Source organism: Sinorhizobium fredii USDA 257 (genome assembly GCF_000265205.3).
GTDB classification, from domain to species: domain Bacteria; phylum Pseudomonadota; class Alphaproteobacteria; order Rhizobiales; family Rhizobiaceae; genus Sinorhizobium; species Sinorhizobium fredii_B.
On sequence record NC_018000.1, the window covers coordinates 3554758 to 3577461 of the forward strand.

The 22704-nt window shown below is 60.3% G+C and carries 25 protein-coding genes; 24 read left to right on the forward strand and 1 reads right to left on the reverse strand.

Annotated elements, in window-relative coordinates:
- The first annotated feature begins 117 nt into the window (after window positions 1-117).
- From rplJ to rpoC, 4 genes are all read left to right on the forward strand, one after another.
- Window positions 118-636 (forward strand): 50S ribosomal protein L10, encoded by a 519-nt coding sequence (rplJ, locus tag USDA257_RS16445; RefSeq protein WP_037402238.1) that lies wholly within the window; start codon window positions 118-120, stop codon window positions 634-636.
- Between the two features lie 58 nt (window positions 637-694).
- Entirely contained in the window at window positions 695-1075 is a 381-nt protein-coding gene (gene rplL / locus USDA257_RS16450) for a 50S ribosomal protein L7/L12 (RefSeq protein ID WP_014328058.1), read from the forward strand.
- Between the two features lie 264 nt (window positions 1076-1339).
- The gene (rpoB, locus tag USDA257_RS16455; RefSeq protein WP_014764095.1) at window positions 1340-5482 is read left to right on the forward strand and encodes a DNA-directed RNA polymerase subunit beta; all 4143 of its coding nucleotides are present in this window, start codon (window positions 1340-1342) and stop codon (window positions 5480-5482) included.
- 186 nt (window positions 5483-5668) lie between these two features.
- Window positions 5669-9874 carry a DNA-directed RNA polymerase subunit beta' gene (rpoC, locus tag USDA257_RS16460; protein ID WP_014764096.1) on the forward strand — a complete coding sequence of 1402 codons (4206 nt, stop codon included), beginning with the start codon at window positions 5669-5671 and terminating at the stop codon, window positions 9872-9874.
- 97 nt (window positions 9875-9971) lie between these two features.
- Here the strand turns inward: rpoC and USDA257_RS16465 are convergent, their stop codons facing one another.
- Window positions 9972-10268 (reverse strand): hypothetical protein, encoded by a 297-nt coding sequence (locus tag USDA257_RS16465; protein WP_014764097.1) that lies wholly within the window; start codon window positions 10266-10268, stop codon window positions 9972-9974.
- A gap of 589 nt (window positions 10269-10857) precedes the next feature.
- On the opposite strand from USDA257_RS16465, the gene rpsL reads away from it, so the two are divergent.
- From rpsL to rpsH, 20 genes are all read left to right on the forward strand, one after another.
- Window positions 10858-11229 (forward strand): 30S ribosomal protein S12, encoded by a 372-nt coding sequence (gene rpsL, locus USDA257_RS16470; RefSeq protein WP_003507760.1) that lies wholly within the window; start codon window positions 10858-10860, stop codon window positions 11227-11229.
- A gap of 58 nt (window positions 11230-11287) precedes the next feature.
- Window positions 11288-11758 (forward strand): 30S ribosomal protein S7, encoded by a 471-nt coding sequence (rpsG, locus tag USDA257_RS16475; protein ID WP_014764098.1) that lies wholly within the window; start codon window positions 11288-11290, stop codon window positions 11756-11758.
- A gap of 29 nt (window positions 11759-11787) precedes the next feature.
- Complete coding sequence (gene fusA / locus USDA257_RS16480) at window positions 11788-13887, forward strand: elongation factor G (RefSeq protein WP_014764099.1); 2100 nt, start codon at window positions 11788-11790, stop codon at window positions 13885-13887.
- 71 nt (window positions 13888-13958) lie between these two features.
- A complete protein-coding gene (gene tuf, locus USDA257_RS16485; protein ID WP_014764100.1) occupies window positions 13959-15134 on the forward strand; it encodes an elongation factor Tu in 1176 nt (391 codons plus the stop codon).
- Between the two features lie 146 nt (window positions 15135-15280).
- Complete coding sequence (rpsJ, locus tag USDA257_RS16490; protein ID WP_003507767.1) at window positions 15281-15589, forward strand: 30S ribosomal protein S10; 309 nt, start codon at window positions 15281-15283, stop codon at window positions 15587-15589.
- A gap of 123 nt (window positions 15590-15712) precedes the next feature.
- Window positions 15713-16399: a 50S ribosomal protein L3 gene (rplC, locus tag USDA257_RS16495; RefSeq protein WP_041415342.1), complete on the forward strand. Its 687-nt coding sequence runs from the start codon at window positions 15713-15715 to the stop codon at window positions 16397-16399.
- Between the two features lie 12 nt (window positions 16400-16411).
- A complete protein-coding gene (gene rplD, locus USDA257_RS16500) occupies window positions 16412-17032 on the forward strand; it encodes a 50S ribosomal protein L4 (RefSeq protein WP_014764102.1) in 621 nt (206 codons plus the stop codon).
- On the forward strand, window positions 17029-17322 hold the full coding sequence (locus USDA257_RS16505; protein ID WP_012707756.1) for a 50S ribosomal protein L23: 294 nt from the start codon (window positions 17029-17031) through the stop codon (window positions 17320-17322). Before rplD ends, USDA257_RS16505 begins: the two co-directional genes overlap by 4 nt.
- A 43-nt stretch (window positions 17323-17365) precedes the next feature.
- Window positions 17366-18202: a 50S ribosomal protein L2 gene (gene rplB, locus USDA257_RS16510; protein WP_014764103.1), complete on the forward strand. Its 837-nt coding sequence runs from the start codon at window positions 17366-17368 to the stop codon at window positions 18200-18202.
- A gap of 15 nt (window positions 18203-18217) precedes the next feature.
- Window positions 18218-18496, forward strand: coding sequence for a 30S ribosomal protein S19 (rpsS, locus tag USDA257_RS16515; RefSeq protein ID WP_002964358.1), 279 nt, complete (start codon window positions 18218-18220; stop codon window positions 18494-18496).
- A gap of 2 nt (window positions 18497-18498) precedes the next feature.
- Complete coding sequence (gene rplV / locus USDA257_RS16520) at window positions 18499-18888, forward strand: 50S ribosomal protein L22 (RefSeq protein ID WP_012707758.1); 390 nt, start codon at window positions 18499-18501, stop codon at window positions 18886-18888.
- Window positions 18888-19601 (forward strand): 30S ribosomal protein S3, encoded by a 714-nt coding sequence (rpsC, locus tag USDA257_RS16525; RefSeq protein ID WP_012707759.1) that lies wholly within the window; start codon window positions 18888-18890, stop codon window positions 19599-19601. Before rplV ends, rpsC begins: the two co-directional genes overlap by 1 nt.
- Before the next feature lie 38 nt (window positions 19602-19639).
- Window positions 19640-20053, forward strand: a complete 414-nt coding sequence (gene rplP, locus USDA257_RS16530; protein WP_003536531.1) for a 50S ribosomal protein L16 — start codon at window positions 19640-19642, stop codon at window positions 20051-20053.
- A gap of 12 nt (window positions 20054-20065) precedes the next feature.
- Window positions 20066-20266 (forward strand): 50S ribosomal protein L29, encoded by a 201-nt coding sequence (gene rpmC / locus USDA257_RS16535; protein ID WP_011975176.1) that lies wholly within the window; start codon window positions 20066-20068, stop codon window positions 20264-20266.
- Between the two features lie 12 nt (window positions 20267-20278).
- Window positions 20279-20515 carry a 30S ribosomal protein S17 gene (gene rpsQ / locus USDA257_RS16540; protein ID WP_014764104.1) on the forward strand — a complete coding sequence of 79 codons (237 nt, stop codon included), beginning with the start codon at window positions 20279-20281 and terminating at the stop codon, window positions 20513-20515.
- Window positions 20516-20693: 178 nt separating this feature from the next.
- Window positions 20694-21062 (forward strand): 50S ribosomal protein L14, encoded by a 369-nt coding sequence (rplN, locus tag USDA257_RS16545; protein WP_012707761.1) that lies wholly within the window; start codon window positions 20694-20696, stop codon window positions 21060-21062.
- Between the two features lie 14 nt (window positions 21063-21076).
- A complete protein-coding gene (gene rplX / locus USDA257_RS16550; protein ID WP_012707762.1) occupies window positions 21077-21388 on the forward strand; it encodes a 50S ribosomal protein L24 in 312 nt (103 codons plus the stop codon).
- Entirely contained in the window at window positions 21381-21938 is a 558-nt protein-coding gene (gene rplE / locus USDA257_RS16555) for a 50S ribosomal protein L5 (protein ID WP_014764105.1), read from the forward strand. The genes rplX and rplE overlap by 8 nt, the downstream gene beginning before the upstream one ends.
- A gap of 34 nt (window positions 21939-21972) precedes the next feature.
- Window positions 21973-22278, forward strand: coding sequence for a 30S ribosomal protein S14 (gene rpsN / locus USDA257_RS16560; protein WP_014764106.1), 306 nt, complete (start codon window positions 21973-21975; stop codon window positions 22276-22278).
- Between the two features lie 12 nt (window positions 22279-22290).
- Complete coding sequence (rpsH, locus tag USDA257_RS16565) at window positions 22291-22689, forward strand: 30S ribosomal protein S8 (RefSeq protein ID WP_014764107.1); 399 nt, start codon at window positions 22291-22293, stop codon at window positions 22687-22689.
- The last annotated feature ends 15 nt before the right edge of the window (window positions 22690-22704 follow it).

Consider the following 22704-nt stretch of genomic DNA (forward strand, 5'->3'; position numbering starts at 1 on the left):
TCCGGGAACGCCAAGGGACAGGATCCTTAAGCGTTGCTTGGGATCGAGCATGATCCCGGTGACAAAGGCAAACCCGGCAGGGCTGCGATGAGCAACCCTGTCAACTGGAGACAGACAGTGGAAAGAGCGGAAAAACGCGAATTCGTCACGGAGCTGAACGAAGTCTTCAAGGCTTCCGGTTCGGTTGTCGTGGCCCACTATGCTGGTGTCACAGTTGCGCAGATGAACGACTTCCGTTCGAAGATGCGCGCTGCTGGCGGCACCGTCAAAGTCGCGAAAAACCGCCTGGCCAAGATCGCTCTTCAGGGCACGGAGTCTGAAGGGATGACCGATCTCTTCAAGGGGCAGACGCTGATCGCTTTCAGCGCCGACCCGATCACGGCTCCGAAGGTCGTCATGGATTTCGCCAAGACCAACGACAAGCTCGTTGTTCTGGGCGGCGCCATGGGGACAACCACGCTCAACGCCGAAGCAGTCAAGTCGCTTGCGACCCTGCCTTCGCTCGATGAGCTGCGCGCGAAGCTGCTGGGCCTTCTCAATGCCCCGGCAACCCGCGTCGCGACGGTTGTCGCAGCACCGGCAAGCCAGCTTGCCCGCGTGTTCTCGGCCTATGCCAAGAAGGACGAAGCCGCCTGAGGCGGAATTTCGCTGTTGTATTTAAAACCAGTTCGAACCGAACAAAAGGAAAAGTAAAATGGCTGATCTCGCAAAGATCGTTGAAGACCTCTCCTCGCTGACCGTTCTGGAAGCTGCAGAACTTTCGAAGCTTCTCGAAGAAAAGTGGGGCGTTTCTGCTGCTGCTCCGGTAGCAGTTGCTGCTGCTGGCGGCGCTGCTGGCGCTGCTGCTCCGGCTGAAGAAGAAAAGACCGAGTTCGACGTCATCCTGACGGATGCCGGCGCGAACAAGATCAACGTCATCAAGGAAGTCCGCGCCATCACCGGCCTCGGCCTCAAGGAAGCCAAGGACCTCGTCGAAGGCGCTCCGAAGGCTGTCAAGGAAGCTGTTTCCAAGGCTGAAGCTGCTGACCTCAAGAAGAAGCTCGAAGACGCTGGCGCCAAGGTCGACGTCAAGTAATTCGACGAAATGCGAAGGGAGGGGGCCCTTGTGGCCGCCTCTCTTTGACCGTTTTTGGAACATATTACCCAAAAGCCTGTCGAAAACGGCTTTTGGGTAATGGGTTCTTCAAGAGGATGGTCGCGATCGGGGGATAGCACAGCAATCCGTGCTGGCGTCTTTCGGAAGCTCGACGAGATTGAACTACTCATTGATCGACGGGATCGACTGGCCATCGGTTCCCGTCCGTTGCAGGCCCGGATGCAAGATTGACAAGGAGCGACGATGGCTCAGACCCTTTCGTTCAACGGTCGTAGGCGCGTACGCAAGTTTTTTGGAAAGATCCCCGAAGTCGCAGAGATGCCGAACCTCATCGAGGTTCAGAAGGCGTCCTACGACCAGTTCCTCATGGTGGAAGAGCCCGCAGGCGGACGCCCCGACGAGGGACTTCAAGCTGTTTTCAAATCGGTATTTCCGATCAAGGATTTCTCGGGCGCCTCGATGCTCGAATTCGTTTCCTACGAATTCGAACCGCCGAAGTTCGACGTCGAAGAATGCCGCCAGCGCGACCTGACCTATGCGGCGCCGCTCAAGGTGACGCTGCGGCTGATCGTGTTCGATATCGACGAGGACACCGGCGCCAAGTCGGTCAAGGACATCAAGGAACAGAACGTCTACATGGGCGACATGCCGCTCATGACGGACAATGGTACCTTCATCGTCAACGGCACCGAGCGCGTCATCGTCTCGCAGATGCACCGTTCGCCGGGCGTCTTCTTCGACCATGACAAGGGCAAGAGCCACTCTTCCGGCAAGCTGCTTTTCGCCGCGCGCGTCATTCCGTATCGCGGTTCGTGGCTCGACATCGAGTTCGACGCCAAGGACATCGTGCATGCGCGTATCGACCGTCGCCGCAAGATTCCGGTGACGTCGCTCCTGATGGCGCTCGGCATGGATGGAGAGGAAATCCTCGACACGTTCTACACGAAGTCGCTCTACCAGCGTGACGGCGAGGGCTGGCGCGTGCCGTTCCAGCCGGATGCGCTGAAGGGTCAGAAGACGCTCGCCGACATGATCGACGCCGACACCGGCGAAGTTGTCGTCGAGACCGGCAAGAAGCTGACGCCGCGCCTGCTGCGGCAGTTGCAGGACAAGGGCCTGAAGGCGCTCAAGGCGACCGACGACGACCTCTACGGCAACTACCTCGCCGAGGACGTCGTCAACATCGAAACCGGCGAAATCTACCTGGAAGCCGGCGACGAGATCGACGAGAAGACGCTTCCCGTCATCCTGTCGGCCGGCTTCGACGAGATCCCGGTTCTCGACATCGACCATATCAATGTCGGTGCCTACATCCGCAACACGCTTTCTGCCGACAAGAATGAGAACCGGCAGGATGCGCTGTTCGACATCTATCGCGTCATGCGCCCCGGCGAGCCGCCGACCATGGATTCGGCCGAAGCCATGTTCAACGCGCTGTTCTTTGACGCCGAGCGCTACGACCTCTCGGCCGTCGGCCGCGTGAAGATGAACATGCGCCTCGACCTCGACGTGCCGGACACCGTCCGCACGCTGCGCAAGGAAGATATCCTGGCGGTCGTCAAGATGCTGGTCGAGCTGCGCGACGGCAAGGGCGAGATCGACGACATCGACAATCTCGGCAACCGCCGCGTCCGCTCGGTCGGCGAGTTGATGGAGAATCAGTACCGTCTGGGCCTCCTGCGCATGGAGCGCGCGATCAAGGAACGCATGTCCTCGATCGAGATCGACACCGTCATGCCGCAGGATCTGATCAACGCGAAGCCGGCAGCTGCTGCCGTTCGCGAGTTCTTCGGCTCCTCGCAGCTTTCGCAGTTCATGGACCAGGTGAACCCGCTCTCGGAAATCACCCACAAGCGCCGCCTTTCGGCTCTTGGCCCGGGTGGTTTGACCCGCGAGCGCGCCGGCTTCGAAGTGCGCGACGTGCATCCGACCCATTACGGCCGCATCTGCCCGATCGAAACGCCGGAAGGTCCGAACATCGGTCTGATCAACTCGCTTGCGACCTTTGCCCGCGTCAACAAGTACGGCTTCATCGAGAGCCCGTATCGCAAGATCGTCGACGGCAATGTGACGAGCGACGTCGTCTATCTTTCGGCGATGGAGGAAGCGAAGTACCACGTCGCTCAGGCCAACTCGGTGCTGAACGATGACGGGTCCTTCGCTGAAGAGTTCGTCGTCTGCCGTCATGCCGGCGAAGTTATGCTGGCACCGCGCGACAACATCAACCTGATGGACGTTTCGCCGAAGCAGCTCGTTTCGGTCGCCGCGGCGCTCATCCCGTTCCTCGAGAACGACGACGCCAACCGAGCGCTGATGGGCTCGAACATGCAGCGTCAGGCTGTGCCGCTGCTGAGAGCCGAGGCTCCGTTCGTCGGCACCGGTATGGAATCGGTGGTTGCGCGCGACTCCGGCGCGGCGATTGCCGCCCGCCGTGGCGGCGTCGTCGACCAGGTCGATGCGACGCGTATCGTTGTCCGCGCTACCGAAGACCTCGATCCGTCGAAGTCCGGCGTCGATATCTACCGTCTGCAGAAGTTCCAGCGCTCCAACCAGAATACCTGCGTCAACCAGCGCCCGCTGGTCACCGTCGGTGACTTGGTGAACAAGGGCGACATCATCGCGGACGGTCCGTCGACCGATCTCGGTGACCTGGCTCTCGGCCGCAACGCGCTCGTCGCGTTCATGCCGTGGAACGGCTACAACTACGAAGACTCGATCCTGCTTTCCGAGCGGATCGTGCGCGATGACGTCTTCACCTCGATCCATATCGAGGAATTCGAAGTGATGGCACGCGACACCAAGCTCGGTCCGGAAGAAATCACGCGCGACATTCCGAACGTATCGGAAGAAGCGCTGAAGAACCTGGACGAAGCCGGTATCGTCTACATCGGCGCCGAAGTTCAGCCGGGGGACATCCTGGTCGGCAAGATCACGCCGAAGGGCGAAAGCCCGATGACGCCGGAAGAAAAGCTGCTGCGCGCCATCTTCGGCGAAAAGGCGTCGGACGTGCGTGATACGTCCATGCGCATGCCGCCCGGCACCTTCGGTACGATCGTCGAAGTTCGTGTCTTCAACCGCCACGGTGTGGAGAAGGACGAGCGTGCGATGGCGATCGAACGCGAGGAGATCGAACGCCTCGCCAAGGACCGCGACGACGAGCAGGCGATCCTCGACCGCAACGTCTATGCGCGCCTCATTGATATGTTGCGCGGTCATGTTGCCGTTGCCGGGCCGAAGGGCTTCAAGAAGGGAACCGAACTGTCGAATGCGGTGATCAGTGAATATCCGCGCTCGCAGTGGTGGATGTTCGCCATCGAGGACGAAAAGGCTCAGGGCGAGATCGAAGCGCTTCGCGCCCAGTACGACGAGTCCAAGTCGCGCCTCGAACAGCGCTTTATGGACAAGGTCGAGAAGGTCCAGCGTGGCGACGAAATGCCTCCGGGCGTCATGAAGATGGTCAAGGTCTTCGTCGCCGTGAAGCGCAAGATCCAGCCGGGTGACAAGATGGCCGGCCGTCACGGCAACAAGGGCGTCGTGTCGCGGATCGTGCCGATCGAAGACATGCCGTTCCTCGAAGATGGCACGCATGTCGACGTGGTGCTGAACCCGCTCGGCGTGCCGTCGCGCATGAACGTCGGTCAGATCCTTGAGACGCATCTCGGCTGGGCTTGCGCCGGAATGGGCAAGAAGATCGGCGCGATGCTCGATGCCTATAAGGCCGGATCTGACATCCAGCCGCTGCGCGACACCATTGACAGCGTCATCGGATCCGGTCCGAAGGGCGAGCCGATCAAGCAGTACGACGATGAATCGATCGTGCGGCTGGCCGAGCAGACCCGCCGCGGCGTCTCTATCGCAACGCCCGTCTTCGACGGCGCTGTCGAGGCGGACGTCAACGAGATGCTTGAGCAGGCAGGTCTGAAGGTAACGGGTCAGTCGACGCTTTATGATGGCCGTACCGGCGATCAGTTCGACCGTCAGGTGACCGTTGGCTACATCTACATGCTGAAGCTCAACCACCTGGTCGACGACAAGATCCACGCCCGTTCGATCGGTCCGTACTCGCTCGTCACCCAGCAGCCGCTGGGCGGCAAGGCGCAGTTCGGCGGCCAGCGCTTCGGCGAAATGGAGGTCTGGGCGCTCGAAGCCTACGGCGCCGCCTACACGCTGCAGGAAATGCTGACGGTCAAGTCGGACGACGTGGCCGGCCGCACCAAGGTCTACGAGGCGATCGTCCGTGGCGACGATACGTTTGAGGCGGGCATTCCGGAGAGCTTCAACGTTCTCGTCAAGGAAATGCGCTCGCTCGGCCTCTCCGTCGAGCTGGAGAACTCGAAGGTCGACGATGTCGGCACGGCGGCGCAGCTGCCGGACGCGGCGGAGTAAGACGATATCCGGTGCGTGCCGCTAGACGGCACGCACCGTTTCCGCCGCTGGGCATCTCGCTTTGCCCGCGGCAGGAACAGGGCCGCACCCGATGCGGTTTTAGCTGTTTATGGGCAGGGGCTGGCGCCCGGGATTTGCCGGCACCCTCGCCAAGCTCAGGGCGTATCGCCCGCAAAGGAGACAGGCATGAACCAAGAGGTCATGAATCTTTTCAATCCGCAGGTGCCTGCACAGACCTTCGATTCCATCCGGATTTCGATCGCGTCGCCGGAGAAGATTCTTTCCTGGTCTTACGGTGAGATCAAGAAACCGGAGACGATCAACTACCGCACCTTCAAGCCAGAGCGCGACGGTCTGTTCTGCGCACGCATCTTCGGTCCGATCAAGGACTACGAGTGCCTGTGCGGCAAGTACAAGCGCATGAAGTACAAGGGCATCATCTGCGAAAAGTGCGGCGTCGAAGTAACGCTGTCGCGCGTTCGCCGCGAGCGCATGGGCCATATCGAGCTCGCCGCGCCCGTTGCCCACATCTGGTTCCTGAAGTCGCTGCCGAGCCGCATCGCGACGCTGCTCGACATGACGCTGAAGGATATCGAGCGCGTTCTTTATTTCGAGAACTACATCGTCACCGAGCCGGGCCTGACTTCGCTCAAGGAGAACCAGCTTCTCAGCGAAGAAGAGTATATGATTGCCGTCGACGAGTTCGGTGAAGACCAGTTCACCGCGATGATCGGCGCCGAAGCGATCTACGAGATGCTCGCTTCGATGAATCTCGAGAAGATCGCCGGCGATCTGCGGGCCGAAATGGCCGAGACGACTTCGGATCTGAAGCAGAAGAAGCTGATGAAGCGGCTGAAGATCGTCGAGAACTTCATGGAGTCCGGCAACCGTCCGGAATGGATGATCATGAAGGTCGTTCCGGTGATCCCGCCGGATCTGCGTCCGCTCGTGCCGCTCGACGGCGGCCGTTTCGCGACGTCGGACCTGAACGACCTCTACCGCCGCGTCATCAACCGTAACAACCGCCTGAAGCGGCTGATCGAACTGCGCGCGCCGGGCATCATCATCCGCAACGAAAAGCGCATGCTGCAGGAATCCGTCGATGCGCTGTTCGACAACGGCCGTCGCGGTCGCGTCATCACCGGTGCCAACAAGCGTCCGCTGAAGTCGCTCTCCGACATGCTCAAGGGCAAGCAGGGCCGCTTCCGCCAGAACCTGCTCGGCAAGCGGGTCGACTATTCCGGCCGTTCGGTCATCGTGACCGGTCCGGAACTCAAGCTGCATCAGTGCGGCCTGCCGAAGAAGATGGCGCTCGAGCTCTTCAAGCCGTTCATCTATGCCCGTCTCGACGCGAAGGGTTATTCCTCGACCGTCAAGCAGGCGAAGAAGCTCGTCGAAAAAGAAAAGCCGGAAGTCTGGGATATCCTCGACGAGGTCATCCGCGAGCATCCGGTGCTCCTGAACCGCGCGCCGACACTGCACCGCCTGGGCATCCAGGCCTTCGAGCCGATCCTGGTCGAAGGCAAGGCGATCCAGTTGCACCCGCTCGTCTGCACCGCCTTCAACGCCGACTTCGATGGCGACCAGATGGCCGTTCACGTGCCGCTGTCGCTCGAAGCCCAGCTTGAAGCCCGCGTGCTGATGATGTCGACGAACAACATCCTGCATCCGGCAAACGGCGCACCGATCATCGTTCCGTCGCAGGACATGGTTCTCGGTCTCTATTACCTGTCGATCTTGAACCAGAACGAACCGGGCGAAGGCATGGCCTTCTCCGACATGGGCGAACTGCACCATGCGCTGGAAACCAAGGTCGTCACCCTGCACGCCAAGATCCGTGGCCGCTACAAGACCGTCGACGCCGAGGGCAACCCGGTCTCGAAGATCTATGAAACGACGCCCGGTCGCATGATCATCGGCGAACTCCTGCCGAAGAACCCGAACGTTCCGTTCGAAACCTGCAACCAGGAGATGACCAAGAAGAACATCTCGAAGATGATCGACACGGTCTATCGCCATTGCGGTCAGAAGGACACGGTGATCTTCTGCGACCGGATCATGCAGCTCGGCTTCGCGCACGCCTGCCGCGCCGGCATTTCGTTCGGCAAGGACGACATGGTGATCCCCGACACCAAGGTGAAGATCGTCGGCGATACCGAAGCGCTCGTGAAGGAATACGAGCAGCAGTACAATGACGGCCTGATCACCCAGGGCGAAAAGTACAACAAGGTCGTCGACGCCTGGGGCAAGGCAACCGAAAAGGTCGCCGAAGAGATGATGGCGCGCATCAAGGCGGTCGAGTTTGACGACAATGGTCGCCAGAAGCCGATGAACTCGATCTACATGATGTCTCACTCGGGTGCTCGTGGTTCGCCGAACCAGATGCGCCAGCTGGGCGGCATGCGCGGCCTCATGGCCAAGCCGTCGGGCGAGATCATCGAAACGCCGATCATCTCGAACTTCAAGGAAGGCCTGACCGTGAACGAGTACTTCAACTCGACGCACGGTGCCCGTAAGGGTCTGGCAGACACCGCCTTGAAGACCGCGAACTCCGGCTACCTGACCCGTCGTCTCGTTGACGTCGCGCAGGACTGCATCGTCACGCATGTCGATTGCGGCACGGACAAGGGTCTGACCATGACGGCGATCGTCGATGCCGGTCAGGTCGTCGCCTCGATCGGACAGCGTATCCTCGGTCGTACGGCGCTCGACAACATCGACAACCCGGTCACTGGCGAACGCATCGTCGATGCCGGCCGGATGATCCTCGAAGCCGATGTCGCACTCATCGAGAAGGCCGGCATTCAGTCCGTCCGCATTCGTTCGGCACTGACCTGCGAAATCCAGACCGGCGTCTGCGGCGTCTGCTATGGCCGTGACCTGGCCCGCGGTACGCCCGTCAACATGGGTGAGGCCGTCGGCGTCATCGCGGCACAGTCGATCGGTGAACCGGGCACGCAGCTGACTATGCGTACCTTCCACCTCGGCGGCACTGCGACCGTGGTCGACCAGTCGTTCCTCGAAGCGTCCTACGAGGGTACGGTCCAGATCAAGAACCGCAACATGCTGCGCAACTCCGATGGCGTACTTGTCGCCATGGGCCGCAACATGGCGATCCAGATCCTGGACGAACGCGGTGTCGAGCGGTCCTCGCAGCGCGTCGCCTATGGTTCGAAGATCTTCGTCGATGACGGCGACAAGGTGAAGCGCGGCCAGCGTTTCGCCGAGTGGGACCCCTATACCCGTCCGATGATGACGGAAGTCGAAGGTACCGTTCACTTCGAAGACGTGGTCGACGGCATCTCGGTTCTCGAGTCGACGGACGAATCGACCGGCATCACCAAGCGTCAGGTTATCGACTGGCGTTCGACGCCGCGCGGTACGGACCTCAAGCCGGCGATCGTCATCAAGGACAAGAGCGGCAGCATTGCCAAGCTCGCCCGCGGCGGCGAAGCCCGCTTCATGCTCTCGGTCGATGCGATCCTTTCGGTCGAGCCGGGACAGAAGGTCAGCCAGGGCGACGTTCTTGCCCGTTCGCCGCTCGAAAGCGCCAAGACCAAGGATATTACCGGTGGTCTGCCGCGCGTTGCCGAGCTCTTCGAGGCCCGTCGTCCGAAGGACCACGCCATCATCGCTGAGATCGACGGTACGGTTCGCTTCGGCCGCGACTACAAGAACAAGCGTCGCGTGCTGATCGAGCCGGCGGAAGACGGTGTGGAGCCGGTCGAGTACCTGATTCCGAAGGGCAAGCCCTTCCACCTTCAGGATGGCGACTACATCGAAAAGGGTGATTACATCCTCGACGGCAACCCGGCGCCGCATGACATTCTGGCGATCAAGGGCGTGGAGGCACTGGCTTCCTACCTCGTCAACGAGATCCAGGAAGTCTACCGTCTGCAGGGCGTTGTCATCAACGACAAGCACATCGAGGTGATCGTCCGGCAGATGCTGCAGAAGGTTGAAATCACCGACGCCGGTGACTCGACCTATATCGTCGGCGACAACGTCGATCGCATCGAGCTCGAGGACGTCAACGATTCGCTGCTTGCCGAGGGCAAGAAGCCGGCATTTGGCGAGCCGGTCCTGCTCGGCATTACCAAGGCATCGCTGCAGACGCCGTCCTTCATCTCGGCTGCGTCGTTCCAGGAGACCACCAAGGTGCTGACGGAGGCCGCGGTCGCTGGCAAGACGGACAACCTGCAGGGCCTCAAGGAAAACGTCATCGTCGGACGCCTCATCCCGGCCGGTACCGGCGGTACGATGACGCAGATCCGTCGCATCGCCACGGCGCGCGACGAATTGATCCTCGAAGAGCGCCGCAAGGGTACGGGTGCCGACGCTGCGACGCCGATGCTCGCCGACATGGCGAACGAGAACGCCGCGGCGGAGTGAACTGAGAGCGGAGGGCGATCGTCACCCTCTTCGCCATCGAAAAAGCCGCCCGGAGCAATCCGGGCGGCTTTCTTCGTTTCATCTCAAGAAAGTTGGGTCAGCCGAAGCGGATGATCGACACCTCGCCCTCGAGCGCGCCCTGGTAGGCCGACGCATGCGGTTCCTCGTCGGGAATGTCGGTCAGGGTGCCGATCTGATCGAGGTCCGCTTGGAAGAAGCCTTCCTCGGCAAGCGCGTTGAGCGCTTCCCGCACGGCGGTGTCGTCATCCGGTGCCCGGAGCATCACGTGAATCTCCACCCCCTCTTCGTCTCTCTCGTTCTCGTAGGCTTTACCGATGATGACGAAGATCAGCGGCTCTTCGGGTGAATTGTCGTTGTCGGGCAAAATGGGCATGGAAAGATCCTCGTTCGAATGCCGGTTACCTTAACCCGGTTTCGGCTTGTCGCGAAGGTGATAGGAGCCGGGATCCTCGGGAAAGGAGAAAATCGACGGCCGTCAGGGGCGGCCGAATCGTGCCGACTCGCGGGAGTGGGGGAACCTCGGGATGTGTTGCCGATTCCTTAAGGGGAGAAGACAATGCGGCGGTTGGTATGACGTGTTTTTACGCGGGAAGCGGCCGGGGCGCCGCAAAGCCTTGTATTTCAGGCATGTCAGGGCTGCAAGACCGAGATTATTTGTTAATTGCCCTTGACTGATCGACCTGAAATCAGTACACCCCGCCGCATCAGAGCCCATGTGAGGCTGGCTGGTTCGGAACGTCGCGTTCTGGAGTTCGCCTCAAACAAGGTTCAAACGCACGCTGAAGACACAATGCTGCACGCAAGACGCGCGAGATAGTGCGTCCTCTGCTTTTGTCGGGGCCATCTGCGGAAAAAGCGGATCGGCCCTCGTTTTGCGCATTTCATAGGCGTTCGGTACCGCCGGCGACGGCAACGATCCGCCCGAAAGGGTAACGAGACAAGTTTTTGCAAGGGATGGTTACATGCCTACCGTAAACCAGCTGATCCGCAAGCCGCGTCAGGCACAGGTAAAGCGCAACAAGGTTCCTGCCCTGCAGGAGAACCCGCAGAAGCGCGGCGTTTGCACCCGCGTCTACACGACGACCCCGAAGAAGCCGAACTCGGCTCTGCGTAAGGTTGCAAAGATCCGCCTGACCAACGGCTTCGAAGTGATCGGCTATATTCCCGGTGAAGGGCACAACCTTCAGGAGCACTCCGTGGTGATGATCCGCGGCGGCCGCGTGAAGGACCTTCCGGGTGTTCGTTACCACATCATCCGCGGCGTTCTCGATACGCAAGGTGTGAAGAACCGCAAGCAGCGTCGTTCGAAGTACGGCGCGAAGCGTCCGAAATAACATCGCAACCGGCGCCATTTCGCTGGTCACAAGATTTAAAAGTTGAGAGACGAAAAGTATGTCCCGACGCCACAGAGCAGAAAAGCGTGAGATCAACCCGGATCCGAAGTTCGGTGATCTGGTCGTCACGAAGTTTATGAACGCAATCATGCTGGACGGTAAGAAGTCCGTCGCAGAAAGCATCGTCTATGGTGCCTTCGAGGCGGTCCAGTCGAAGCTGAAGCAGGAACCGGTTACCGTGTTCCATTCTGCGCTGGACAACATTGCTCCGCATGTCGAAGTGCGTTCGCGCCGCGTCGGTGGTGCTACGTACCAGGTTCCGGTCGACGTTCGTCCGGAGCGTCGCCAGGCCCTCGCCATCCGCTGGCTGATCGCGGCCGCGCGCAAGCGCAACGAAACGACCATGGTTGATCGCCTGTGCGGCGAACTCATGGACGCAGCAAACAACCGTGGCAGCGCCGTGAAGAAGCGCGAAGACACGCACAAGATGGCCGATGCCAACCGTGCGTTCTCGCACTATCGCTGGTAACGGCAACACGTCTCGAAAGGCAGTCACCCATGGCTCGCGAATATAAAATCGAAGACTACCGAAATTTCGGTATCATGGCGCATATCGACGCCGGCAAGACGACGACGACCGAGCGGATCCTCTACTACACCGGCAAGTCCCACAAGATCGGCGAAGTTCACGACGGCGCCGCGACGATGGACTGGATGGAGCAGGAGCAGGAGCGCGGCATCACGATCACGTCTGCAGCCACCACGACCTTCTGGAAGGGCCGTGACGGCAAGATGCGCCGCTTCAACATCATCGACACTCCCGGCCACGTGGACTTCACCATCGAAGTCGAGCGTTCGCTGCGCGTTCTCGACGGCGCCATCGCGCTTCTCGATGCCAACGCCGGCGTTGAGCCGCAGACCGAGACCGTCTGGCGTCAGGCCGAGAAGTATAATGTCCCGCGCATGATCTTCTGCAACAAGATGGACAAGACCGGCGCGGACTTCTACCGCTCAGTCGAGATGATCAAGACCCGTCTCGGCGCGACCGCTGTCGTCATGCAGTTGCCAATCGGCGCCGAAAGCGAATTCAAGGGCGTAGTCGACCTGATCGAGATGAACGCTCTCGTCTGGCGCGACGAGTCGCTCGGCGCCCAGTGGGATGTCGTCGAAATCCCGGCCGACATGAAGGAAAAGGCTGAAGAATACCGCGAAAAGCTGATCGAGACGGTTGTCGAGATCGACGAAGCGGCTATGGAAGCCTATCTCGAAGGTAGCTACCCGGACAACGACAAGATCCGTGAACTGGTTCGCCGCGGCACGATCGACGTGAAGTTCCATCCGATGTTCTGTGGCACGGCCTTCAAGAACAAGGGCGTTCAGCCGCTGCTCGACGCCGTTGTCGACTACCTGCCGTCGCCTATCGATATTCCGGCGATCAAGGGCATCGACGTCAAGACCGAGGCTGAAATCACCCGCAAGGCTGACGATAACGAGCCGCTTTCGATGCTGGCGTTCAAGATCATGAACGACCCCTTCGTCGGTTCGCTGACCTTCGCCCGCATCTATTCCGGCAAGCTCGAAAAGGGCACGTCGGTGATGAACACGGTCAAGGAAAAGCGCGAGCGCGTCGGCCGCATGCTGCAGATGCACTCCAACTCGCGTGAAGACATCGAAGAAGCCTTCGCCGGCGACATCGTTGCTCTCGCGGGCCTCAAGGAAACCACCACTGGCGATACGCTTTGCGATCCGCTGAAGCCGGTTATCCTCGAGCGAATGGAATTCCCCGAGCCGGTCATCCAGATCGCGATCGAGCCGAAGACCAAGGGCGACCAGGAAAAGATGGGCCTCGCGCTCAACCGACTGGCTGCAGAAGACCCGTCCTTCCGCGTCAAGACCGACGAGGAATCCGGCCAGACGATCATTGCCGGCATGGGCGAGCTCCACCTCGACATCATCGTCGACCGCATGCGTCGCGAGTTTAAGGTCGAAGCATCTGTCGGTGCTCCGCAGGTTGCCTACCGTGAAACCATCACGCGTCAGCACGAAGAAGACTACACGCACAAGAAGCAGTCCGGTGGTACCGGTCAGTTCGCACGCGTCAAGATCGTCTTCGAACCGAACCCGGAAGGCGAGGACTTCGCATTCGAATCGAAGATCGTCGGCGGTGCGGTTCCGAAGGAATACATCCCGGGCGTTCAGAAGGGCATCGAAAGCGTCCTGTCTTCGGGTCCGCTCGCGGGCTTCCCGATGCTGGGTGTCAAGGCGACGCTCATCGACGGCGCGTTCCACGATGTCGACTCGTCGGTCCTCGCGTTCGAAATCGCTTCGCGCGCTTGCTTCCGTGAAGCGGCCAAGAAGGCCGGTGCTCAGCTCCTCGAGCCGATCATGAAGGTCGAGGTGGTAACGCCGGAAGATTACGTCGGTGACGTGATCGGTGACCTGAACTCTCGCCGTGGCCAGATCCAGGGTCAGGAATCACGCGGCGTCGCCGTGGTGATCAACGCCCACGTGCCGCTCGCGAACATGTTCAAGTACGTGGACAATCTGCGCTCGATGTCGCAGGGCCGCGCTCAGTACACGATGCTGTTCGATCACTACGCGCCGGTTCCCTCGAACGTCGCGCAGGAAATCCAGGCGAAGTATTCCGGTCAGAAGTGACCGGAATACCCCCGCGCTGAAACAGAATGAAAAGATTTCCCCTCTAGGGGACAGGAAACGGAGAGCCGAAAATGGCAAAGAGCAAATTCGAGCGCAACAAGCCGCACGTCAACATCGGCACGATTGGCCACGTTGACCATGGCAAGACGTCGCTGACTGCAGCGATCACCAAGTACTTCGGCGAATTCAAGGCGTATGACCAGATCGACGCTGCGCCGGAAGAGAAGGCCCGTGGCATCACCATTTCGACGGCGCACGTCGAATACGAGACGCCGGCCCGCCACTATGCGCATGTCGACTGCCCCGGCCACGCCGACTACGTCAAGAACATGATCACCGGTGCGGCGCAGATGGACGGCGCGATCCTGGTGGTTTCGGCCGCCGACGGTCCGATGCCGCAGACCCGCGAGCACATCCTGCTGGCTCGCCAGGTCGGCGTTCCGGCGATCGTCGTGTTCCTGAACAAGGTCGACCAGGTTGACGACGCCGAACTGCTCGAGCTCGTCGAGCTGGAAGTGCGCGAACTGCTGTCGTCCTACGAATTCCCGGGCGACGACATTCCGATCGTCAAGGGTTCGGCGCTCGCCGCTCTCGAAGACTCCGACAAGAAGATCGGCGAAGACGCGATCCGCGAGCTGATGGCTGCGGTTGACGCCTACATCCCGACGCCGGAGCGTCCGATCGACCTGCCGTTCCTGATGCCGATCGAAGACGTGTTCTCGATCTCCGGCCGCGGTACGGTCGTCACCGGCCGCGTCGAGCGCGGCATCGTCAAGGTTGGTGAGGAAATCGAGATCGTCGGCATCCGTCCGACGACGAAGACGACCTGCACGGGCGTTGAAATGTTCCGCAAGCTGCTCGACCAGGGCCAGGCCGGCGACAACATCGGTGCGCTCTTGCGCGGTGTCGACCGCAACGGCGTCGAGCGCGGTCAGGTCCTGTGCAAGCCGGGTTCGGTCAAGCCGCACCGCAAGTTCAAGGCTGAAGCCTACATCCTGACGAAGGAAGAAGGCGGCCGTCATACGCCGTTCTTCACCAACTACCGTCCGCAGTTCTACTTCCGCACGACCGACGTGACCGGTATCGTGACGCTGCCGGAAGGCACGGAAATGGTAATGCCGGGCGACAACGTGACGGTCGACGTCGAACTGATCGTGCCGATCGCCATGGAAGAGAAGCTGCGCTTCGCTATCCGTGAAGGCGGCCGCACCGTCGGCGCCGGCATCGTCGCCTCCATCGTCGAGTAACAAGAAACGTCTTGAGCTGTTTCGGCAGGGACATGGTCGCCCATGTCCCTGCGATTTTTGAAAGAAGCGGCTAGACGAAACGAATACAGAAGTTTGAGTGTGTGCCGTCGAAGGGCACACGGGAAACACGAGCAAGGACAAGTCGAATGAACGGCCAGAATATCCGCATCCGCCTCAAGGCGTTTGATCACCGGATCCTCGATGCCTCCACGCGCGAAATCGTGTCGACGGCCAAGCGCACCGGTGCGAGCGTGCGCGGGCCCGTGCCGCTTCCGACCCGGATTGAAAAGTTCACGGTCAACCGGTCGCCGCACGTCGACAAGAAGAGCCGCGAACAGTTCGAGATGCGCACGCACAAGCGTCTTCTCGATATCGTTGATCCGACCCCGCAGACGGTTGATGCGCTGATGAAGCTCGATCTGGCCGCCGGCGTCGACGTTGAGATCAAGCTCTAAGAATCCCGGCGCAAGCCGAAATAACAAGGAAGGTACGTGGAGTTTCTCCAACGGCTTCCAGGAACAGGAAACCGGAAGGTGCGAATGCACCGGACGGGAACCCTTAACAAGAGGCGTGAACCGATGCGTTCAGGTGTGATTGCACAGAAGGTGGGAATGACCCGCGTCTACAACGACGCCGGTGAGCATATCCCGGTAACAGTTTTGCGGCTGGAGAACTGCCAGGTAGTGGCCCACCGCACGGAAGAAAAGAACGGCTATACCGCAGTTCAGCTGGGTGCTGGCCGTTCCAAAGTGAAGAACACGACGAAGGCTCTGCGCGGCCATTTCGCCGCTGCGAGCGTCGAGCCGAAGGCGAAGCTCGTCGAGTTCCGCGTCAGCGCTGACAACCTGATCGACATCGGCGCCGAACTGACGGCCGGCCATTTTGTCGCCGGTCAGCTGGTGGACGTCACCGGTACCACCATCGGTAAGGGTTTTGCCGGCGCCATCAAGCGTCATAACTTTGGCGGTCTGCGCGCCACGCACGGTGTATCGGTATCGCACCGTTCGCATGGTTCGACCGGTTCCAACCAGGATCCGGGCCGCGTCTGGAAGGGCAAGCGCATGGCTGGTCACATGGGCCAGACCCGCGTCACCACGCAGAACCTGGAAGTCGTGTCGACCGACGAGGATCGCGGTCTGATCCTGGTCAAGGGCGCTGTTCCTGGCTCCAAAGGAGCATGGATCGTGGTTCGCGACGCAATCAAGTCGGGCACTCCGGAAGGCGCACCGCGCCCGGCCGCCGTGCGCGCCGCAGCATCGAAGTAAGGGAGCCGAATAATGGATCTCACCGTCAAAACCCTCGAGGGCAAGGACGCGGGAAAGGTTTCCCTTTCTGACGCCATTTTCGGCCTCGAACCCCGTGAAGACATCATCGCCCGCGTCATCCGCTGGCAACTCGCCAAGCGCCAGCAGGGCACGCACAAGGCCAAGGGCCGCGCCGAAGTCTCGCGCACCGGCGCCAAGATGTACAAGCAGAAGGGTACGGGCCGCGCCCGCCACCACTCCGCTCGTGCTCCGCAGTTCCGCGGCGGTGGCAAGGCTCATGGCCCGGTCGTCCGCAGCCATGAGCATGACCTGCCGAAGAAAGTCCGCGCGCTCGGCCTGCGCCATGCGCTGTCGGCCAAGCTGAAGGCAGAAGAGATCATCGTCCTCGACGATCTCGTCGCCAACGAGGCAAAGACGAAGACGCTCGCCGGCGCATTCGCCTCGCTCGGCCTCACCAACGCTCTGATCATCGGCGGCGCCGAGATCGAGAACAACTTCAAGCTCGCAGCCCAGAACATCCCAAATGTGGACGTTCTGCCGGTCCAGGGCATCAACGTTTACGACATTCTGCGCCGTGGCAAGCTCGTGCTTTCCAAGGCTGCCGTGGAAGCTCTGGAGGAGCGGTTCAAATGACGGATCTTCGCCACTACGACGTGATCGTGTCTCCCTCGATCACCGAAAAGTCGACGCTGGTTTCCGAACAGAACCAGGTCGTCTTCAACGTCGCCAAGGGCGCTTCGAAGCCTGAGATCAAGGCTGCAGTCGAAGCTCTGTTCGGCGTCAAGGTCACGGCCGTGAACACGCTCGTCCGCAAGGGTAAGCTGAAGCGCTTCCGCGGTTTTGCCGGAAAGCAGAAGGACGTCAAGAAGGCGATCATCACGCTCGCCGAAGGTCAGTCCATCGACGTTTCGACCGGTCTCTAACGGATAGGCCCATTAGGGTAAAAACCCAAAAGGGAACAAGAAAATGGCATTGAAAAGTTTCAATCCGACGACACCGAGCCAGCGTCAGCTGGTCATCGTCAACCGGACCGGCCTCTACAAGGGCAAGCCGGTCAAGGCGCTGACCGAGGGCCTGTCCTCCAAGGGCGGCCGCAACAACCTGGGCCGCATCACCGTCCGCTTCCAGGGCGGCGGTCACAAGCGGTCCTACCGTCTGGTCGACTTCAAGCGTCGCAAGTTCGACGTCGAGGGCACGGTCGAGCGTCTGGAATATGACCCGAACCGTACGGCCTTCATCGCGCTGGTCAGCTACGCCGATGGCGAACAGGCCTATATCCTGGCGCCGCAGCGTCTTGCTGCCGGCGACAAGGTCATCGCTTCGGACAAGGCTGTCGACGTGAAGCCCGGCAACACCATGCCTCTGCAGTTCATTCCGGTCGGCTCCATCATCCACAACGTGGAAATGAAGCCGGGCAAGGGCGGCCAGATTGCCCGCTCCGCCGGAACCTACGCGCAGCTCGTCGGCCGCGACCAGGGCATGGCAATCCTTCGCCTGAACTCGGGCGAGCAGCGTCTCGTGCACGGCTCTTGCCTTGCATCGATCGGTGCTGTATCGAACCCCGATCACGGCAATATCAATGACGGTAAGGCTGGCCGTTCGCGTTGGCGCGGCAAGCGTCCGCACGTACGCGGCGTCGTCATGAACCCGGTTGACCATCCGCACGGCGGTGGTGAAGGCCGCACGTCCGGTGGCCGCCACCCGGTAACCCCGTGGGGCAAGCCGACGAAGGGCAAGCGCACGCGCTCCAACAAGTCGACCGACAAGTTCATCATGCGCTCGCGTCATCAGCGCAAGAAGTAAGAGAGGAAGTCTCAAGTGGCTCGTTCAGTTTGGAAAGGTCCGTTTGTTGACGGCTATCTTCTCAAGAAGGCTGAGAAGGTCCGCGAAGGCGGTCGCAACGAAGTGATCAAGATGTGGAGCCGTCGCTCCACGATCCTTCCGCAATTCGTTGGTCTGACCTTTGGCGTCTACAACGGCAACAAGCATGTTCCCGTCTCCGTGTCCGAGGAAATGGTCGGGCACAAGTTCGGTGAATTCGCTCCGACCCGGACCTATTACGGTCATGGCGCGGACAAGAAGGCGAAGAGGAAATAACGATGGGCAAGGCAAAAGCCGAACGCCGGCTGAAGGATAATGAGGCGCAGGCAATTGCGCGCACGATCCGCGTCAGCCCCCAGAAGCTCAACCTCGTTGCTGCGCTGATCCGCGGCAAGAAGGTCGATCGCGCGCTGGCCGAACTCGAGTTCTCCCGCAAGCGCATTGCAGGCACCGTCAAGAAGACGCTTGAATCTGCAATCGCAAATGCCGAGAACAACCACGATCTCGACGTTGATTCGCTCATCGTCGCGGAAGCTTACGTTGGCAAGTCGATCGTGATGAAGCGCTTCCACGCCCGTGGTCGCGGCCGTGCATCGCGCGTCGAAAAGCCGTTCTCGCACTTGACGATCGTTGTTCGTGAAGTGGAAGCCAAAGGGGAGGCCGCATAATGGGCCAGAAGATTAATCCGATCGGTTTCCGTCTCGGCATCAACCGGACCTGGGATAGCCGTTGGTTCGCGGACAACGCCGAATACGGCCAGCTGCTGCACGAAGACCTGAAGATCCGCGCCTACCTGATGGAAGAGCTGAAGGCCGCCGGCATCGCCAAGGTCGTGATCGAGCGTCCGCACAAGAAGTGCCGCGTGACGATCCACTCGGCTCGTCCGGGCCTGATCATCGGCAAGAAGGGCGCCGACATCGAAAAGCTGCGCAAGAAGCTTTCCGAAATGACCAACTCGGAAACGCACCTCAACATCGTTGAAGTGCGCAAGCCCGAAGTCGACGCAACGCTCGTTGCCCAGTCGATCGCCCAGCAGCTCGAGCGCCGCGTGGCTTTCCGCCGTGCGATGAAGCGCGCTGTTCAGTCGGCGATGCGCCTTGGCGCCGAAGGCATCAAGATCACCTGCGCCGGCCGCCTCGGTGGCGCGGAAATCGCCCGTACCGAATGGTATCGCGAAGGCCGCGTTCCGCTGCACACGCTGCGTGCGGACATCGACTACGGCACGGCCGAAGCTGAAACCGCCTTCGGCATCTGCGGCGTCAAGGTCTGGATCTTCAAGGGTGAAATCCTCGAGCACGATCCGATGGCTTCCGAGCGCCGCGCGACCGAGAGTGACAACCAGGGCGGTGGCGGCAGGGACCGTCGTCGTGAGAACGCGTAACATACGCGCGTGGCAGCCAATATCGGAGAAGTAAAAAAATGTTGCAGCCAAAGCGTACGAAGTATCGCAAGCAATTCAAGGGCCGCATCAAGGGCGTAGCCAAGGGCGGTTCTGATCTCGCCTTCGGCGAATTCGGCCTGAAGGCTCAGGAACCGAACCGCGTCAATGCGCGCGAGATCGAAGCGGCCCGCCGCGCGATCACCCGCCACATGAAGCGCGCCGGCCGCGTCTGGATCCGCGTGTTCCCGGACGTCCCGGTTACCGCCAAGCCGACCGAAGTCCGCATGGGTAAGGGTAAGGGTTCGGTGGAATACTGGGCATGCAAGGTCAAGCCCGGCCGTATGATGTTCGAGATCGATGGTGTCAACGAAGAACTCGCCCGTGAGGCACTTCGTCTTGGCGCTGCCAAGCTCTCTGTCAAGACGCGCTTCGTGCAGCGTATCGCAGAGTAAGGAGTGAAGCTCATGAAAGCCGCAGATGTTCGCGCTCTGAGCGCCGATCAACTCAAAGAAGAGCTCGCCAAGCTGAAGAAGGAGCAGTTCAACCTGCGCTTCCAGAAGGCTACCGGCCAGCTCGAGAAGTCTTCGCGTATTGACGAAGTCCGCAAGGACATCGCACGCATCAAAACCATTGCCCGCCAGAAGGCGGCAGAAGCCAAGGCCTAAGGACCACAAAAAATGCCGAAACGCATTCTGCAGGGCACCGTCGTCAGCGACAAGAACGACAAGACCATCGTCGTCAAGGTCGAGCGCCGCTTTGCGCATCCGATCCTCCAGAAGACCGTCCGTCGTTCCAAGAAGTACAAGGCTCACGACGAGAACAACCAGTTCAAGGTCGGTGACGTCGTTTCCATCGAGGAATGCGCGCCGATTTCCAAGGATAAGCGCTGGACGGTTGTCTCCGCCCAGGCTTGATTTCTGCAGGTTTTGTCCGCCGGACCCTTGCGTCTTGGGCAAATATCTGTATGAAGCACGCAATTAAAGCTGGGGAACGCTCGAGTCCGGGCGTTCTTTTGCTTTGAGATGAGCACAATAAGCTGGGCGAGGGGGTTTCGACCCAACCGGCCTGGTAACAACAAGAAGGCGACCTGACATGATTCAGATGCAAACAAACCTCGACGTGGCGGATAATTCCGGCGCACGTCGTGTCATGTGCATCAAGGTGCTGGGCGGCTCCAAGCGCAAGTATGCGTCGATCGGCGACATCATTGTCGTTTCGATCAAGGAAGCCATTCCGCGCGGCCGCGTGAAGAAGGGTGATGTCATGAAGGCCGTTGTCGTTCGCACCGCGAAGGACATCCGCCGTCCGGATGGCAGCGTCATCCGTTTCGACACCAACGCAGCCGTTCTTATCGACAACAAGAAAGAGCCCATCGGCACCCGTATCTTCGGACCGGTTCCGCGCGAACTCCGCGCCAAGAACCACATGAAGATCATCTCGCTGGCTCCGGAAGTACTCTAAGGGGGCGTTGAGAGATGCAGAAGATTCGCAAGGGCGACAAGGTCGTCGTACTCACCGGTAAGGACAAGGGCCGCACCGGCGAAGTCATCCAGGTCATGCCGAAGGAAGACCGGGCTGTGGTGCGTGGCGTCAACGTGGTGAAGCGTCACCAGCGCCAGACCCAGAACCAGGAAGCCGGCATTATCAGCAAGGAAGCCCCGATTCACCTTTCGAACATCGCGATCGCCGATCCGAAGGACGGCAAGCCGACCCGCGTTGGCTTCAAGATCGACGGTGAAAAGAAGGTCCGCGTGGCCAAGCGTTCGGGAGAAGTGATCGATGGCTAAGACCGCTTATGAGCCGCGGCTCAAGAAGGAATATGTAGAGCGCATCCGCAAGGCGATGCAGGAGAAGTTCTCCTACGCCAACGAAATGCAGATCCCGCGTCTCGACAAGATCGTCATCAACATGGGTGTTGGCGAAGCAACGGGCGACTCGAAGAAGCCTTCCGTAGCCGCTGCCGACCTCGCAGCGATTGCCGGCCAGAAGCCGGTGATCACCCGCGCTCGCAACTCTATCGCCGGCTTCAAGCTGCGCGAAGGCATGCCGATTGGTGCCAAGGTTACCCTGCGCGGCGTTCGGATGTATGAGTTCCTGGATCGTCTCGTGAACATCGCTCTTCCGCGGGTCCGCGACTTCCGTGGCCTCAATCCGAAGTCCTTCGATGGTCGTGGCAATTTTGCCATGGGCGTCAAGGAGCACATTGTGTTCCCTGAGATCAACTACGACAAGGTTGATCAGATGTGGGGCATGGACATCATCGTTTGCACGACGGCATCTAACGACGACGAAGCGCGCGCTCTGCTTGCAGAGTTCAACTTCCCGTTCCGTCAGTAATCCGTAACGACAAGCGTAAAGAAGGATAACTGTTATGGCGAAAACGAGCGCAGTTGAAAAGAACAAGCGCCGCCGCAAACTGGTTGCCGGACAAGCCGCTAAGCGTGCGGCCCTCAAGGCAATCATCATGAACCAGTCTCTGGCGATCGAAGAGCGGTTCAAGGCCACTCTCAAGCTGGCAGAACTGCCGCGGGATGGGTCCAAGACTCGTATCCGCAACCGTTGCGAAGTCACCGGCCGTCCGCGCGCCTACTATCGCAAGCTTCGCATGTCGCGTATCGCGCTTCGCGAACTGGGCAATCTCGGCAAGGTGCCGGGCATCGTCAAGTCGAGCTGGTAAGGAGACGGGTACATGGCAATGACTGATCCTTTGGGCGATATGCTCACCCGTATCCGCAACGGTGCTGCTCGCCGCAAGTCCAGCGTTTCGACGCCGGCTTCCAAGCTGCGCGCACGCGTTCTGGATGTCCTTCAGGCCGAAGGCTATATCCGCGGATATTCTGAAGTCGAATTCGGCAACGGCAAGGCCGAGCTGAACATCGAACTGAAATACTACGAAGGCGCTTCCGTGATCCGTGAGATCTCGCGCGTCTCCAAGCCGGGCCGCCGGGTCTATGTCTCGGTCAAGTCCATTCCGCAGGTCGCGAACGGCCTCGGCATCACCATCCTTTCGACCCCGAAGGGCGTGATGGCCGATCACCAGGCACGCGAACAGAATGTTGGTGGCGAGCTTCTTTGCTCGGTCTTCTAAGACCGGGCAGGATCT